The organism is Corynebacterium sp. UMB8791 (genome assembly GCF_054166365.1).
Genome location: NZ_JBSZCG010000062.1, coordinates 36,954 through 51,191, shown reverse-complemented (window position 1 = coordinate 51,191; position 14,238 = coordinate 36,954). Strand labels below are relative to the sequence as shown.

21 protein-coding genes are annotated in these 14,238 nt (G+C 58.4%); 6 read left to right on the top strand and 15 right to left on the bottom strand.

The window, feature by feature from the left end; translation table 11 throughout:
- Window positions 1–7: 7 nt before the first annotated feature.
- The 12 genes from ACXIUA_RS01840 to rpsJ form a co-directional block, all read right to left on the bottom strand.
- On the bottom strand, window positions 8–376 hold the full coding sequence (locus ACXIUA_RS01840) for a DsrE family protein (RefSeq protein WP_218160230.1): 369 nt from the start codon (window positions 374–376) through the stop codon (window positions 8–10).
- A gap of 130 nt (window positions 377–506) precedes the next feature.
- On the bottom strand, window positions 507–791 hold the full coding sequence (gene rpsQ / locus ACXIUA_RS01835; RefSeq protein ID WP_070363097.1) for a 30S ribosomal protein S17: 285 nt from the start codon (window positions 789–791) through the stop codon (window positions 507–509).
- A gap of 2 nt (window positions 792–793) precedes the next feature.
- A complete protein-coding gene (rpmC, locus tag ACXIUA_RS01830) occupies window positions 794–1,024 on the bottom strand; it encodes a 50S ribosomal protein L29 (RefSeq protein ID WP_070363098.1) in 231 nt (76 codons plus the stop codon).
- Complete coding sequence (gene rplP, locus ACXIUA_RS01825; RefSeq protein WP_070363099.1) at window positions 1,024–1,440, bottom strand: 50S ribosomal protein L16; 417 nt, start codon at window positions 1,438–1,440, stop codon at window positions 1,024–1,026. Before rplP ends, rpmC begins: the two co-directional genes overlap by 1 nt.
- 3 nt (window positions 1,441–1,443) lie before the next feature.
- Complete coding sequence (gene rpsC / locus ACXIUA_RS01820) at window positions 1,444–2,187, bottom strand: 30S ribosomal protein S3 (protein WP_070363100.1); 744 nt, start codon at window positions 2,185–2,187, stop codon at window positions 1,444–1,446.
- Entirely contained in the window at window positions 2,187–2,546 is a 360-nt protein-coding gene (gene rplV / locus ACXIUA_RS01815; protein WP_070363101.1) for a 50S ribosomal protein L22, read from the bottom strand. The genes rpsC and rplV overlap by 1 nt, the downstream gene beginning before the upstream one ends.
- 3 nt (window positions 2,547–2,549) lie before the next feature.
- Window positions 2,550–2,825, bottom strand: coding sequence for a 30S ribosomal protein S19 (gene rpsS / locus ACXIUA_RS01810; protein ID WP_070363102.1), 276 nt, complete (start codon window positions 2,823–2,825; stop codon window positions 2,550–2,552).
- A gap of 16 nt (window positions 2,826–2,841) precedes the next feature.
- Entirely contained in the window at window positions 2,842–3,681 is an 840-nt protein-coding gene (gene rplB, locus ACXIUA_RS01805) for a 50S ribosomal protein L2 (protein ID WP_070363103.1), read from the bottom strand.
- 25 nt (window positions 3,682–3,706) lie between these two features.
- Entirely contained in the window at window positions 3,707–4,012 is a 306-nt protein-coding gene (rplW, locus tag ACXIUA_RS01800; RefSeq protein WP_070363104.1) for a 50S ribosomal protein L23, read from the bottom strand.
- The gene (gene rplD / locus ACXIUA_RS01795) at window positions 4,013–4,669 is read right to left on the bottom strand and encodes a 50S ribosomal protein L4 (protein ID WP_070363105.1); all 657 of its coding nucleotides are present in this window, start codon (window positions 4,667–4,669) and stop codon (window positions 4,013–4,015) included. It lies immediately after the preceding gene.
- Window positions 4,666–5,322 (bottom strand): 50S ribosomal protein L3, encoded by a 657-nt coding sequence (rplC, locus tag ACXIUA_RS01790; protein WP_070363106.1) that lies wholly within the window; start codon window positions 5,320–5,322, stop codon window positions 4,666–4,668. The genes rplD and rplC overlap by 4 nt, the downstream gene beginning before the upstream one ends.
- A 43-nt stretch (window positions 5,323–5,365) precedes the next feature.
- Window positions 5,366–5,671, bottom strand: a complete 306-nt coding sequence (gene rpsJ, locus ACXIUA_RS01785) for a 30S ribosomal protein S10 (protein WP_003848085.1) — start codon at window positions 5,669–5,671, stop codon at window positions 5,366–5,368.
- Between the two features lie 566 nt (window positions 5,672–6,237).
- Here rpsJ and ACXIUA_RS01780 point away from each other — a divergent pair.
- The 6 genes from ACXIUA_RS01780 to ACXIUA_RS01755 are packed head-to-tail and all read left to right on the top strand — an operon-like array spanning window position 6,238 to window position 9,230.
- A complete protein-coding gene (locus ACXIUA_RS01780; protein ID WP_070363107.1) occupies window positions 6,238–6,732 on the top strand; it encodes an Asp23/Gls24 family envelope stress response protein in 495 nt (164 codons plus the stop codon).
- A gap of 2 nt (window positions 6,733–6,734) precedes the next feature.
- Entirely contained in the window at window positions 6,735–7,046 is a 312-nt protein-coding gene (locus ACXIUA_RS01775; protein WP_070363108.1) for a hypothetical protein, read from the top strand.
- 57 nt (window positions 7,047–7,103) lie between these two features.
- Window positions 7,104–7,304, top strand: coding sequence for a hypothetical protein (locus tag ACXIUA_RS01770; protein ID WP_070363109.1), 201 nt, complete (start codon window positions 7,104–7,106; stop codon window positions 7,302–7,304).
- Window positions 7,304–8,089 (top strand): Asp23/Gls24 family envelope stress response protein, encoded by a 786-nt coding sequence (locus ACXIUA_RS01765; RefSeq protein WP_070477536.1) that lies wholly within the window; start codon window positions 7,304–7,306, stop codon window positions 8,087–8,089. Before ACXIUA_RS01770 ends, ACXIUA_RS01765 begins: the two co-directional genes overlap by 1 nt.
- Window positions 8,076–8,669: a hypothetical protein gene (locus ACXIUA_RS01760; RefSeq protein ID WP_070477535.1), complete on the top strand. Its 594-nt coding sequence runs from the start codon at window positions 8,076–8,078 to the stop codon at window positions 8,667–8,669. Before ACXIUA_RS01765 ends, ACXIUA_RS01760 begins: the two co-directional genes overlap by 14 nt.
- Window positions 8,670–9,230: an Asp23/Gls24 family envelope stress response protein gene (locus ACXIUA_RS01755; protein WP_070477533.1), complete on the top strand. Its 561-nt coding sequence runs from the start codon at window positions 8,670–8,672 to the stop codon at window positions 9,228–9,230.
- Window positions 9,231–9,905: 675 nt separating this feature from the next.
- Here ACXIUA_RS01755 and tuf read toward each other — a convergent pair.
- From tuf to rpsG, 3 genes are all read right to left on the bottom strand, one after another.
- Window positions 9,906–11,096, bottom strand: a complete 1,191-nt coding sequence (gene tuf, locus ACXIUA_RS01750; protein ID WP_070363113.1) for an elongation factor Tu — start codon at window positions 11,094–11,096, stop codon at window positions 9,906–9,908.
- Window positions 11,097–11,409: 313 nt separating this feature from the next.
- Window positions 11,410–13,530 carry an elongation factor G gene (fusA, locus tag ACXIUA_RS01745; RefSeq protein ID WP_070363114.1) on the bottom strand — a complete coding sequence of 707 codons (2,121 nt, stop codon included), beginning with the start codon at window positions 13,528–13,530 and terminating at the stop codon, window positions 11,410–11,412.
- Between the two features lie 240 nt (window positions 13,531–13,770).
- Window positions 13,771–14,238: a 30S ribosomal protein S7 gene (gene rpsG / locus ACXIUA_RS01740; RefSeq protein ID WP_070363115.1), complete on the bottom strand. Its 468-nt coding sequence runs from the start codon at window positions 14,236–14,238 to the stop codon at window positions 13,771–13,773.

Sequence of the window (14,238 nt, the reverse complement as noted above, 5' to 3'; positions counted from 1 at the left end):
CGTTGCCTTAGTAGGAAACGCTTGGGGTGCCGTCTGCCAGGAACTCAACCAGCTTTGCGCCGCCGACGATGGTGGCGCCGTCGATAAGATCCTCTTCCCCGAAGCCACGCTTCTTGGCACAAGGCGCGCACACGTACAGCTTGCCCTCTGCAGCAACGAAGTTCTCAATCAACTCCTTGATTGGAGCGAAGCCCTCCTCATGAATGTCGTCCGCGTAGCCCTTCACCGCCAGGCGAGCACCCTCAGAGGACAGGAACACCATCGTGTCCTGCGCGGAACCAACAGCAGCATTGGCGACGACGAAGCCGAGCGTCGCCAGGTCCTCATTATCCTTCGCGTGTGCAACGGTGACGCAAAACTTACCAGTACCCATCATGGACTCCTTCAAATTGGTTGTATCGAACACCAGAAAGTGTACCGAAACGCAAAAAAGCACCACCCCCAAGTTGCGAAACTCGGGGGTGGTGCTGAGTTGTCCTTGAGTCGGACGCGTCTACCGGATGGGTTTAGCGTGCCTTCTCAATGATCTCCACGAGACGGAAGTGCTTGTCCTTGGACAGCGGACGCGTCTCCTGGATGCGGACGAGGTCGCCAACACCGGCGGTGTTCTCCTCGTCGTGTGCCTTCACGCGCTTGGTGGTACGGACGATCTTGCCGTACAGGGCGTGGGACTTGCGGTCCTCGACCTCGACAACGATGGTCTTGTCCATCTTGTCGGAGACGACGTAGCCGCGGCGGTTCTTCTGAACACGCTTCTCGTTGGTCTGTTCGTTCACGTTTGCCTCACTCATGATTAAGCCTCAGCTCCCGGAACAACGGACAGGCCGAGCTCGCGCTCGCGCAGCACGGTGTAGATACGTGCGATGTCGCGCTTCACGGTGGAGATGCGGCGGTTGTTGGTCAGCTGGCCGGTAGCAAGCTGGAAGCGCAGGTTAAACAGCTCTTCCTTTGCCTCGGACAGACGAGCGCGCAGCTCTTCGTCGTTGAGCTCGCGGAACTCGGATGCGGGGGTACCGTTTGCCATTAGAACTGGTCCTCCTTCTTGATGATGCGAACCTTGCAAGGCAGCTTCGCGCCTGCGCGGCGCAGTGCCTCGATAGCGGTTGCGTCGTTCGGGTAGGACATCTCAAAGAGAATACGTCCCGGCTTTACGTTAGCGACCCACTTCTCGACAGGGCCCTTACCGGAGCCCATACGAACACCGAGCGGCTTCTGCGTCAACGGACGGTCCGGGAAGATGTTGATCCAGACCTTGCCACCACGCTTGACGTGGCGGTTGATCGCAATACGAGCCGCCTCAATCTGACGGTTGGTGATGTACGCCGGCTCGAGAGCCTGCAGAGCGTAGTCACCGAAGTTGATCGTGTTGCCACCCTTGGACACGCCAGAACGAGTCGGGCGGTGCTGGCGGCGGTACTTCACACGCTTAGGAATAAGCATTGATTAGCCCTCCTGCTTCTGCTCTGCACGCTGGCGGCGCTGGCCACCACGGCGTGGGCGGCGATCGCCACGGCCACGACGCTCGTTCGACGGAGCGTTGAGCTCGGACTCGCGCACGCCACCGACGACGTCGCCCTTGTAGATCCAAACCTTGACGCCGATGACGCCGAAGGTCGTGTGTGCTTCTGCGATGCCGTAGTCGATCTCAGCACGAAGGGTGTGCAGTGGCACACGGCCTTCGTGGTAGCGCTCAACGCGGGACATTTCAGCGCCGCCGAGACGACCCGAGGTCATGACCTTGATGCCCTTGACCTGTGGGTTACGCATAGCGGACTGGATTGCCTTGCGCATCGCACGACGGAACGCAACGCGGTTGACCAGCTGTTCAGCGATGGACTGAGCAACGAGCGTCGCGTCGGCGTCGACGTTCTTGACCTCGAGGATGTTCAGCGCAACCATCTTGCCGGTGAGCTTCTCGAGCTCACGGCGGATGCGGTCAGCCTCAGCGCCACGACGGCCAATCACGATGCCCGGGCGGGCAGTGTGAATGTCGACGCGGACGCGGTCACGGGTGCGCTCGATGACAACGTCGGAGATACCGGCGCGCTCGAGGCCCTTGGACAGGAACTCGCGGATCTTGATGTCTTCTGCGACGTAATCAGCGTAGTTCTTGTCGGCGTACCAGTGGGACTTCCAGTCGGACGTGATACCCAGGCGCAGGCCGTGTGGGTGAATCTTCTGGCCCATTACTTCGCCCCTTCCTTGGACTCGACAACTACGGTGATGTGCGAGGTGCGCTTCCGGATCTGGAATGCGCGACCCTGAGCGCGTGGCTGGAAGCGACGCATGGTCGGACCTTCGTTTGCCCAGCACTCGGAGACGACCAGCGTACGCGGGTCCAAACCGAAGTTGTTTTCAGCGTTGGCGGCTGCAGATGCAACAACCTTGGCGACGTCCTTCGCAGCACCCTGTGGTGCGTACTTCAGGACTGCGAGAGCCTCGGAGACGGACTTCCCACGGACGAGGGCGAGCACGCGGCGCGCCTTCATCGGGGAAACACGAACGAACTTGGCCGTCGCGGATGCAGTGGTGATGGTGTCAGCCATTGCTTATCGACGTCCCTTCTGTTCCTTGACGTGACCCTTAAAGGTCTTGGTTGGTGCAAACTCGCCGAGCTTGTGGCCGACCATGGACTCGTCGACAAACACCGGGACGTGCTTGCGGCCGTCGTGGACGGCGAAAGTGTGTCCGATGAAATCTGGGAGAATGGTCGAACGGCGAGACCAGGTCTTGATTACCTGCTTGGTGCCTGCATCGTTCTGAGCGTCCACCTTGTTGAGGAGGTGCTCATCGACGAACGGGCCTTTCTTTAGGCTACGTGGCATGTCTTACTACCTCCTCTTAACGCTTCTTGTTCTTCGAGCGACGGCGTCGCACGATCATGTTGTTTGAGTAACGGTTTGGGTTGCGGGTGCGAACTTCCTTCTTGCCCCATGGGGACACTGGGTGACGACCACCGGAAGTCTTACCTTCACCACCACCGTGTGGGTGATCCACAGGGTTCATGACAACACCGCGGACCGTTGGGCGCCAGCCCTTCCAGCGCATACGGCCAGCCTTACCCCAGCGGATGTTGATCTGGTCAGCGTTGCCGACCTCACCAACGGTTGCGCGGCAGCGGATGTCCACGCGGCGAATTTCGGAGGACGGCATACGCAGCACTGCGTAGGAACCTTCCTTACCGAGCAGCTGGATAGAAGCGCCTGCGGAACGAGCAAGCTTCGCACCTGCACCAGGCTTGAGCTCAACAGCGTGGATCGTCGTACCGGTCGGGATGTTACGCAGTGGGAGGTTGTTACCAACCTTGATGTCGGCGTTAGGACCAGCCTCAACGACGGCACCCTGCTTCAGGCCCTTCGGAGCGATGATGTAGCGCTTCTCTCCGTCGTAGTAGTGGAGCAAAGCAATGTTAGCGGTGCGGTTCGGGTCGTACTCGATGTGAGCAACCTTTGCCAGCACGCCGTCTTTGTCCGAACGACGGAAGTCAATCACGCGGTAGCGACGCTTGTGGCCGCCACCACGGTGACGAGTGGTGATGTGGCCGTGCGTGTTGCGGCCACCCTTCTTCGGGAGCGGGCGCAGCAGCGACTTTTCCGGAGTGGAGCGGGTAAGCTCCTCGAACTCCGAAACAGAGCTGGCACGGCGACCCGGGGTTGTCGGCTTGTACTTACGAATAGCCATATTTTGTCCTTTTCTATCGAGTCACTTAGACGGCTGCGCCGCCGAAGATGTCGATGGGATCGCTGCCCTCGCGGAGAGTAACGTAGGCGCGCTTGGTGTCCTTGCGCTTACCGAAACCAGTGCGGGAACGCTTGCGCTTGCCCTCACGGTTCACGGTGTTCACCGAAGCGACGTCGACGCCGAAAATCTCTTCCACGGCAATCTTGATCTGGGTCTTGTTAGCAGACTTCGCTACAAAAAACGTGTAGGTGTTCTGCTCCATCAGCGCGTAGGTCTTCTCAGAGAGGACCGGCGCGATGATGATGTCGCGGGAATTCACGATCTTAGCCATTTACTTCTCCTCCTCCGCAGCTTCAGCCTTGCCACGGTTGATGAAGGTGTGCAGCGCCTCAACCGAGAACACAACGTCATCGGCGTTCAGCACGTCGTAGGTGTTCAGCTGCGCCGGCTCAAGAATGGTGACGCCCGGCAGGTTCCTTGCGGACAGACGGGAGTTAACATCCTCACGGCCGATCACGAGCAGCACCGACTTACGGTCAGTCAGACGCTCAATGAACGCACGAGCAGACTTGGTCGAAGGCTTCTGGCCCGGAACAAGCTCCTCAATGAGGTGGATGCGCTCGTTGCGAACACGATCAGTGAGTGCACCAGCAAGTGCAGCCTTGATCATCTTCTTTGGGGTGCGCTGCGCGTAAGAACGCGGCTGCGGACCGTGGACAATGCCACCGCCGGTGAAGTGTGGCGCGCGGATCGAGCCCTGACGAGCGCGACCGGTGCCCTTCTGGCGGAATGGCTTCTTACCACCACCGCGGACCATGCCGCGGGTCTTGGTGGCGTGAGTGCCCTGACGAGCGGCTGCCAGCTGAGCTGTCACAACCTGGTGCATCAGGGGAATGGAAGCTTCACGGTCAAAAAGTTCTGCCGGAAGCTCAACGGAACCGTTGGTCTTTCCGTCTGCGGTGTGGACGTTCAACGTCAGGTTCGTCATGCGTGAGCACCGCCCTTCACTGCGGTCTTGACGGTAACAACAGAACCCTTCGCACCAGGGATTGCACCCTTGATGAGGAGGAGGTTGTTGTCGCCGTCGATGCGTTGAATCTTCAGGTTCTGGGTAGTAACGCGGTTACCGCCCATACGGCCAGCCATGCGCTTGCCCTTGAACACGCGACCCGGCGTAGACGCGCCACCAATGCCACCAACGCGACGGTGAGCAGCCTGGTTACCGTGTGCTGCACCCTGGCCCGCGAAGCCGTGGCGCTTCATTGCGCCAGCGAAGCCGTGGCCCTTGGTGGTGCCAGCAACGTCGACGAAGACGTCGCCGTCAAACAGATTGACGGTGATCTCTTGGCCGAGTTCGTACGCAGAGGTGTCATCCATGCGGATTTCAGCTACGTAGCGACGTGGGGTGACGCCAGCCTTCTTGAAGTGGCCAGCCTCTGGCTTGTTCGTCTTACGGGGATCGATGTCGCCGTAAGCAATCTGGATGGCGGAGTAGCCATCAGTCTCTGGTGTACGGATCTGGGTGACCACGCACGGCCCAGCCTCAACGACGGTAACCGGGATAACACGGTTCTCGTCGTCGAAGATCTGGGTCATGCCGAGCTTGGTGCCCAGAATGCCCTTGATCTGGTTATCAGACATGTATTAGTTCTCCACTACTTACAGGTTGTCGGATCTCTAGTGATTACTGGATGTTCACGTCAACGCTTGCAGGAAGGTCGATACGCATGAGCGCGTCAACCGTCTTCGGCGTCGGATCGAGAATGTCGATGAGACGCTTGTGCGTGCGCATCTCAAAGTGCTCGCGAGAGTCCTTGTACTTGTGGGGAGAACGAATAACGGCGTACACGTTCTTCTCTGTGGGCAACGGCACCGGTCCAACGACGCGGGCACCCGTGCGGGTGACCGTCTCAACGATCTTCTTCGCAGATGCGTCGATCGCTTCGTGGTCGTAGGCCTTCAGCCTGATGCGGATCTTCTGTCCCGCCACGCTTACCTCTTCCTCGCATCCCCACATTCTGAACGAAGCGGTGGGGTTGTAGCTTCTAGTTTCTCTATAACGTTGTCCGGGCTGGGCCCATGGCTCAACGCCAGTGTCGTTTTCATTGACTGTTTGACACTTCCGGAAGGTGAGTAACGCGACAATAAACTGCGCGCTTACTTCAGTGCTTCCGCCTCGGTGCACACGTGCATCGGGGTGTCAGACTCGGAAGGGTGCGTGACCCTTGCGTACTGCCGCTGTTTATTTGCCATGTCCCTTCTCCGGTTTCTCACCTAGTTAACCTAGATAAAAACCTTCTTTGGAAGGTGTCATGTTTACCCCACCATCACAACCTTGCGGCCATCATGTCGAGGCAACCCGAGTATTAAAACACGTTCTTGCAAGAAGTGCAACCCCTTCTCCGAACATTTCAGTTTGGTTGCAGAGTGATATCCATTCGGAAATTTTTGCATCGATTCAGGCAAGCTAGCTGGTTGCTGTGTACCCTGGGTGTTTACACGGGCGTCTGTCCGTCGTACTTTTCTTTACCCAATATATAGACGAAGGGATTTTCCATGGCCGACCACAATGCAACCGAGAACACTCCTGCCACCACCGAGGCAAAGGAGACAGAGCAGGTTCGCACCCGCAACTCCAACCTTGAGACTGAGCACGGCACCACGATGATCGACGACAACGTCGTCGGCAAGATCGCCGGCATCGCCGCCCGCGAAGTTTCCGGAGTTTACAACCTGGGCGGTGGCGCTGCACGCATGTGGGGTGCTGTTCGCGAGTCGCTGACCTCCTCCACCAATGTTCAGCAGGGCGTCGATGTCGTTGTCGAGGACGGCCACGCTTCCGTCGCTGTTGCAATTATTGCGGAGTACGGCGTCGCCATCCACGAGCTCGCAAACGCCATCCGCGAGAACATCACTGTTGCTGTGACCCGCATGACCGGCCTTATCGTTGACCGCGTCGACGTCACTGTTCACGACGTCCACCTGCCGGAGCAGGACAACGAGGAGTCCAACGAGGCCGCCTACAACGCTAACCAGGCGCTGGCTCAGTAGTTATGGCGTACACCTCCGTTAGCCGCGAGGTGGCCGAAGCCGCCCGGGACGCCATTTTGGCTGTCCCCGGCGTTGCGGGTATGCATGGCGGGTTCTTCGGTGAAGTTGCCCTCCTGCTACCCGGCGAGCGGATCGAAGGGCTCAAACCCGCGACGCGATCCTCAGACCCCAACCTCCGCGGCCTTGAAGTCAACTTTATTTACGACGTTTCGAGCGAACGGGACATTCACTCCGTCGCCGACGACGTACGCACCGCTACCCTGCGCGCCACCGATGTCGATTTCGTCGACGTTGTTGTCGCCGACGCCGAATAGGAACGCCCGTTAGGGCGTCCGCGTTGCGTACCCACAACTACAAGTAAGTGGTGAACAATGAATCTTTTATCTAACAAAGCGTTAACCGGTGTCATTATCGGCATTATCGTTGCTTTCTTCGTCACCTTTGGCGGCGGACTCGGGCTACTTTGGCTCGTTCTCTTCTCCGTCATTGGTGGTGTCGTCGGCGCCCAGCTTGATGGCAAGCTGGACCTCGCAGAAATCCTGAGCACCAGCTCGGGCAAGGGTCGTAGCTAATGGCGTCGAACCAATTCCATCTCAGTGAGCGCGTCATCGCGCAGATTGCTGAGGTGGCGGCTTCGTCAGTGCCCGGCACGATCGAAATGGACGCAAAGCTTGCAGGTTTGGCAGGCCGCAGCTTTCCCCAAATCGATGTCCGCCTGGACCGAGTTTCAGGCACCGCGGCCGTCGAAGCCGAGATCGCTACTACTTACCCTGCCCCCATTGCTGCCATCACGGACGCGGTGCGTTCAACGATCATCTCGCACATCCGGACCTTGACTGGGCTTGACGTCTCCAGCGTCAATATCGAGGTGGCAAACGTCACCGCGAACGCCGGTGAACCCGTCTCGTGGGACGACGTTGCAAACCACCAGTCGTTCATCATCCCGACTCCGCTGAAGGTCAAGCCTTTGGACGTAGAGTCCCCGACGACGAAGGAGCCGGAACCGTTGCACGATATCGTCGCTCGCTCGCTTGTCGACGACCTGACGGACACCCACGTTCCAGAGCCAGTCTCTGTGAAATCCATTGCCGCTCCGACTCCGTACCCCGTGCGTACCAAGGGCTTCGAAGCACAGCCCACGCGGGTTTTCCGTCCACAAACGCCGGAGCCTGCCCGACTGCTTGGCGTGCAAACACGCAAACAGCGCGTATATAGCCCGAGCGTTCCGCAACCTGCGCCGCTCAAGCCCATTCGCGTGAAGCGCACTGCGGCACCGACGACGGTATCGGCACCGCAACCTCAGCCGCTTCGTGAAATTACGATCAAACCGGCGGTGAAGTACTATGACCGAACCTAATACGCCCGTCGCCCCAGTAGGCCCGCACCCGGCTGCCGCACCGAAAGCTAGCCCAGTTGCACGCTGGATCACCGTGCTCGCCGGCCTGGCGTTCCTCGGGGGCGCCGTTGTTATCGGGCACGACGTTTGGGTCCGCCTCCAAGAAGCAGATGGCCAAACCGAATGGCTCCCCGAGCTCTACGACCAGTTGACGTTGAATCTCATTGACATTACGTGGGTAGCCGTCGCCGTCGGCATCGTTGTGATGTTGGTGGGGCTTGCGCTCGTGATTGCGTCGTTGAAGCCACGCCAGAAAACTCATCTACGCGTGCAGTCACCGGTTTCGATCTGGACGCGACCCGTGGATATTGCGCGGAAGTCGACGTTCCTTGCAACGTCTCAGTTTGGCGCAAACCATGCGCGTACCAAAGCGGACCGGAACAAATTGACGCTCACAATGCAGACCGACGTCCAGCGGCCCGATGTCGAGCAGCAAGCGCACGAAACTCTCGTTGGTGAGTTCCAGCGTCTGGAGCAGGTACCCGCCATCACCATCAAGACCGAAGCGCCAGCACCAGTTGCTGAACAGGAGGCGAAGTAAATGACCAAGACACTTGCGTTCTTTGACCGCCTGCTCGTGTTCATCATTGGCGTTCTCCTGCTCTGCGTCGGGTTTATCCCACTCACGTACTTCTGGGACATCCCCTACGTGAGCGAATGGATCCAGCAGGTCGATCCAGTCGTGATCAGCAATCTTCCCTACCGTTCCTGGTACAACACAGCGCTGATCGTCGGTGCTGTCGTGCTGGTACTTCTTGGACTGTGGGCTGTCATCGCAAATATTCGCAGCCGCGGATTCTCGACCCGAGCAATCACCGCGGCCGACGCCGAGCATGGCACAACCGAAATCAACGTCAAACGCGTCGCCGAAGCGGCGTGCCACCACTTGGCTATGGACCCCATCATCAACTCTGCCGACGCCAAAGTTGCGATGGTCGAGACCAGGCCGACCGTTGAATTCGTTGCGATTGCCAACCCAGCATTCTCGCTTGACGAAGTCGTTGACGTTCTCGAACGCGCCGATCAGGACTTCCGAATGGCAAACCACACAATGAACGTGGATACCCTGTGGAAGCTGCACTTCGACCAGGTTAGCGCCTAAAAGTACTCACGCGAATGCTCCCCACCAACAGGTGGGGAGCTTTTCGTGTCCAGACGGTGCGGCTTAAGGGACATTTTGTGTGTATATATCTATTCGGTTTCCCGGACTGCCGATATGGTTTTCAAAACAGTTCCATTCGCCGGTCTTGAGAATTGAACGCCGGATGACGTCTGACGTGTGGGATGTATCGAGTCTGCGGGTAGCGCAGCGAGATTGGTGGCTCTAGAGAACAAGAACCGGTCTCTCTACGCGTTGGGCGATCGCATACTGCCAGGGGGACGAGCAAAGCCCTGGCGTGCACGATACTGGCCAGGGCACGAACATGACCGGGAAGCAAGTGGGGTATGCCGCTAACTGAGCTGCCATACAGCCTGCGGGGCGAGAGACGATCTTGCACACAGCGGTGCACTGAATGGGCGGCTGAAAGAATTCAATACTGGCAATGATCGTCAATGCAACCCCGGTCTAGCCGTGAGAAAGGGGTGGGCTGGACGCGGCTAGTTACACACAAAATGTCCCTTAAGTCGGCGGTGCCCAATGCACTGAAGTAACAGCACGGTGACCAGCTGCAGGACATAGTGGTCCTAGAACCGTTGCCTTCCCAACGCACTGTAGGCATGAAAAAAGGTCACTCCCCGATGGGGAGTGACCTTTACGTCACGTTATCGGACTGAATTAGCCGAGGATCTTGGTGACGCGGCCAGCGCCGACGGTACGGGAGCCCTCGCGGATAGCGAAGCGCAGGCCCTCGTCCATAGCGACTGGGTGGATCAGCTCGACGGACATGTCGACGTTGTCGCCAGGCATGACCATCTCGGTGCCCTCAGGCAGGTGCACAACACCGGTAACGTCGGTGGTGCGGAAGTAGAACTGAGGACGGTAGTTGTCGAAGAATGGCGTGTGACGGCCACCCTCGTCCTTGGACAGGACGTAGACGGAGCCCTCGAACTTGGAGTGAGGGGTGTAAGCGCCCGGCTTGATGACAACCTGACCACGCTCAACGTCCTCACGCTTCAGGCCACGAAGCAGCAGAGCTGCGTTGTCGCCAGCCTCAGCGGTGTCGAGAAGCTTGTTGAACATCTCGATGGAGGTGACGGTGGTCTTCGTGGACTTCTCGCGGATACCGATGATCTCAACTTCGTCGTTGAGGTTCAGGACGCCACGCTCAACACGGCCGGTAACAACGGTACCGCGGCCGGAAATGGTGAAGATGTCCTCGATCGGCATCAGGAAGTCACGGTCGGTCTCGCGAACTGGGTCCGGAATGGAGTTGTCGCAAGCTTCCATGAGCTCAACGATGGAGTCAACCCACTTCTCCTCGCCCTCAAGAGCCTTCAGAGCGGAGATGTGAACGATTGGAGCCTCTTCGTCGTAATCCTGCTCTGCGAGAAGCTCACGAACTTCCATCTCGACGAGCTCGATGATTTCCTCATCGTCGACCATGTCGCACTTGTTCAGGGCAACGAGGATGTAAGGAACGCCAACCTGGCGAGCAAGCAGAACGTGCTCGCGGGTCTGAGGCATCGGGCCGTCGGTAGCAGCAACCACGAGGATTGCGCCGTCCATCTGAGCAGCACCGGTGATCATGTTCTTGATGTAGTCAGCGTGGCCTGGAGCATCCACGTGTGCGTAGTGACGCTTAGGAGTGTTGTACTCGACGTGGGAAATGTTAATGGTAATGCCGCGCTCGCGCTCTTCCGGCGCCTTGTCAATCGCGTCGTACGCGAAGGACTTGTTCTCCTCCGGGTACTTGTCAGCGAGCACCTTGGTGATAGCAGCCGTGGTGGTCGTCTTACCGTGGTCGACGTGACCAATGGTACCGATGTTGACGTGCGGCTTTGTACGTTCGAACTTTGCCTTTGCCACTGTATGTCCTCCTAGGACTTCATGGTGGCTACGACCTTCGCAGCCACGTGGTTTACATTTGCCTTTGCCTTCGAAAAGGCGTCGGCTCATTCACAATGTGCCAGTTACCTGATCCTAGAGATTCCCAGTCTGATTTTCAAACCGTCAGACCGAAAGTTCCGGGATCATTCGTCGCGAGTAACGGCCGGCTCAAACCACCACTTCAATCTTGTGGCGATTCCAGCGCGACCGCTACTAGCGGCCATCCCTGCTCCCTTCTACCGGTCACGCTCACTGGCACGTGAGCAGGCCGTCGAGAAGCAGGGAGCAGCGATTAGTTGCCGTTGCGGGCGTCGATGATTTCCTGAGCGACGTTGGACGGAACTTCACCGTAGGAGTCAAACACCATGGTGTAGTTCGCGCGACCCTGCGTCTTGGAGCGCAGGTCACCAACGTAGCCGAACATCTGCGACAGCGGAACAACAGCCTTGACAACCTTGGCGCCAGAGCGGTCGTCCATCGAGTTGACCTGGCCACGACGGGAGTTCAGGTCACCGATGACGTCACCCATGTACTCCTCAGGCGTGACAACCTCAACAGCCATCAGCGGCTCGAGCAGCACTGGCTTCGCCTTAGCGACGGCCTCCTTGAGCACCTGCGAACCGGCCATCTTGAAGGCCATTTCGGAGGAGTCAACCTCGTGGTAAGCGCCGTCTTCGAGGGTTGCCTTGATGTTGACCAGCGGGTAGCCAGCGAGGTAGCCGTACTGCATCGCGTCCTGGATACCGGCATCCACGGAAGGGATGTACTCCTTCGGCACGCGACCACCGGTGACCTCGTTGACGAACAGGTAGGTTGCGCTCTCGCCCTCTTCCAGGGTCTCTGGATCCGGGTTGTAAGGCTCGATGGAAACGATAACCTTTGCGAACTGACCGGAACCACCAGTCTGCTTCTTGTGGGTGTAGTCCAGGGACTGCACCTTCTTGCGGATGGTCTCGCGGTACGCAACCTGTGGAGAACCAATGTTCGCCTCGACCTTGAACTCGCGCTTCATGCGGTCAACGAGGACGTCGAGGTGGAGCTCGCCCATGCCGCCGATAACGGTCTGGCCGGTCTCCTCATCCAGGTGAACGGTGAAGGTTGGGTCCTCTTCAGCAAGCTTCTGAATAGCGGTGCCCAGCTTCTCCTGGTCAGCCTTGGTCTTCGGCTCAATAGCAACCTGAATAACCGGATCCGGGAAGTCCATGGACTCGAGGATGATCGGGTGATCAGGGTTGCACAGGGTGTCACCAGTAGTGGTGTGCTTCAAGCCAATGAACGCGTAGATGTTGCCGGCGTCAGCGTGCTCAACCGGGTTCTCCTTGTTCGCGTGCATCTGGAAGAGCTTGCCCACGCGCTCACGCTGCTGCTTGGTAGAGTTCATCATGTTCTCGCCCGGGATAGCCTGGCCCGAGTACACGCGCACGTAAGTCAGCTTGCCGAAGAACGGGTGCACAGCAATCTTGAACGCCAGTGCAGAGAACGGCTCATCAACGGAAGGCTTACGCGTGAGGTCTTCCTCACCGTCGACGGAGGTGCCGTGAACCTCGCCGATATCCAGCGGAGAAGGCAGGTAATCGACGATGGCGTCCAGCACAGGCTCGACACCCTTGTTGCGGTACGCAGTACCACAGAACACTGGGTAAACTTCCGAATTAACGGTCAGCTTACGGATGCCAGCCTTGAGCTCCTCGATCGTGAGCTCTTCGCCGCCGAAGTACTTCTCCATGAGCTCTTCGTCGGACTCAGCAACGGTCTCGACGAGCTTCTCACGGTACTCCTCAGCCTTTTCCTTCAGATCGTCCGGGATCTCGGTGATCTGCGCAGGGGTGCCGGTCTCGACCTTGCCCGGCCACAGCATTGCCTTCATCTCAAGAAGGTCAACGACGCCGTCAAAGTCATCCTCAGCACCGATCGGAAGCTGCATTACCAACGGCTTCGCGCCGAGACGATCGACGATCGTGCCAACGGTGTAGTAGAAGTCAGCGCCCAGCTTGTCCATCTTGTTGACGAAGCAGATACGCGGAACGTCGTACTTTGCAGCCTGACGCCAGACCTGCTCGGACTGCGGCTCAACGCCTTCCTTGCCGTCGAACACAGCAACTGCGCCATCGAGCACGCGCAGGGAACGCTCAACCTCAACGGTGAAGTCCACGTGACCCGGCGTATCGATGATGTTGATCTGGTTGTTATTCCAGAAGCAGGTCACTGCTGCGGACGTAATGGTGATGCCGCGCTCTTTCTCCTGCTCCATCCAGTCGGTGGTTGCGCCACCGTCGTGGGTCTCGCCGACCTTGCGGTTAATACCGGTGTAGAACAGAATGCGCTCTGTCGTGGTGGTCTTACCAGCATCGATGTGCGCCATGATGCCGATGTTGCGGACCTTGTGCAGATCCTTAAGCACTTCTTGTGCCACGTTATTTACCCCAACTTAAAAGTCGTCGACGTGCTGCACACGTCTTGGCGAATATTTACCTAGTTCATTGTGCCACTGTTTGCCCAAGATGGGCAGAGTCGGCCTGCAAGTCACCTCAAAACAAAAACCCGGACGCCGCACGTGCACCCACATTGGTGGGTAACCACGTATGCAATTGTGCACACGTTGTCCGTGTCAGCATGGTCCGGGCGTTTTGTCTCATATATGACCTACCGGCGACTACCAGCGGTAGTGAGCAAACGCGCGGTTTGCCTCGGCCATCTTGTGGACGTCCTCGCGACGCTTCACGGATGCACCCAAGCCGTTGGATGCGTCCAGGATCTCGTTAGCGAGACGCTCGATCATCGAGTTCTCACGACGCTGGCGCGTGAAGGTGACCATCCAGCGCAGAGCCAGAGTGGTTGCACGAACTGGCTTCACCTCGACTGGAACCTGGTAGGTAGCGCCACCGACACGACGGGAGCGAACCTCAAGGTCAGGACGGATGTTGCCGAGTGCCTTTTCCAAGGTGCCAACCGGATCGGTGCCGGTCTTTTCACGGCAGATCTCGAGCGCACCGTAGACGATGCGCTCAGCGGTGGACTTCTTGCCGTCGAGAAGCACCTTGTTGACCAGCTGGGTCACGAGTTCAGAGTTGTATACCGGGTCCTTAACGATGGGACGCTTCGGAGCTTGCTGCTTACGCAT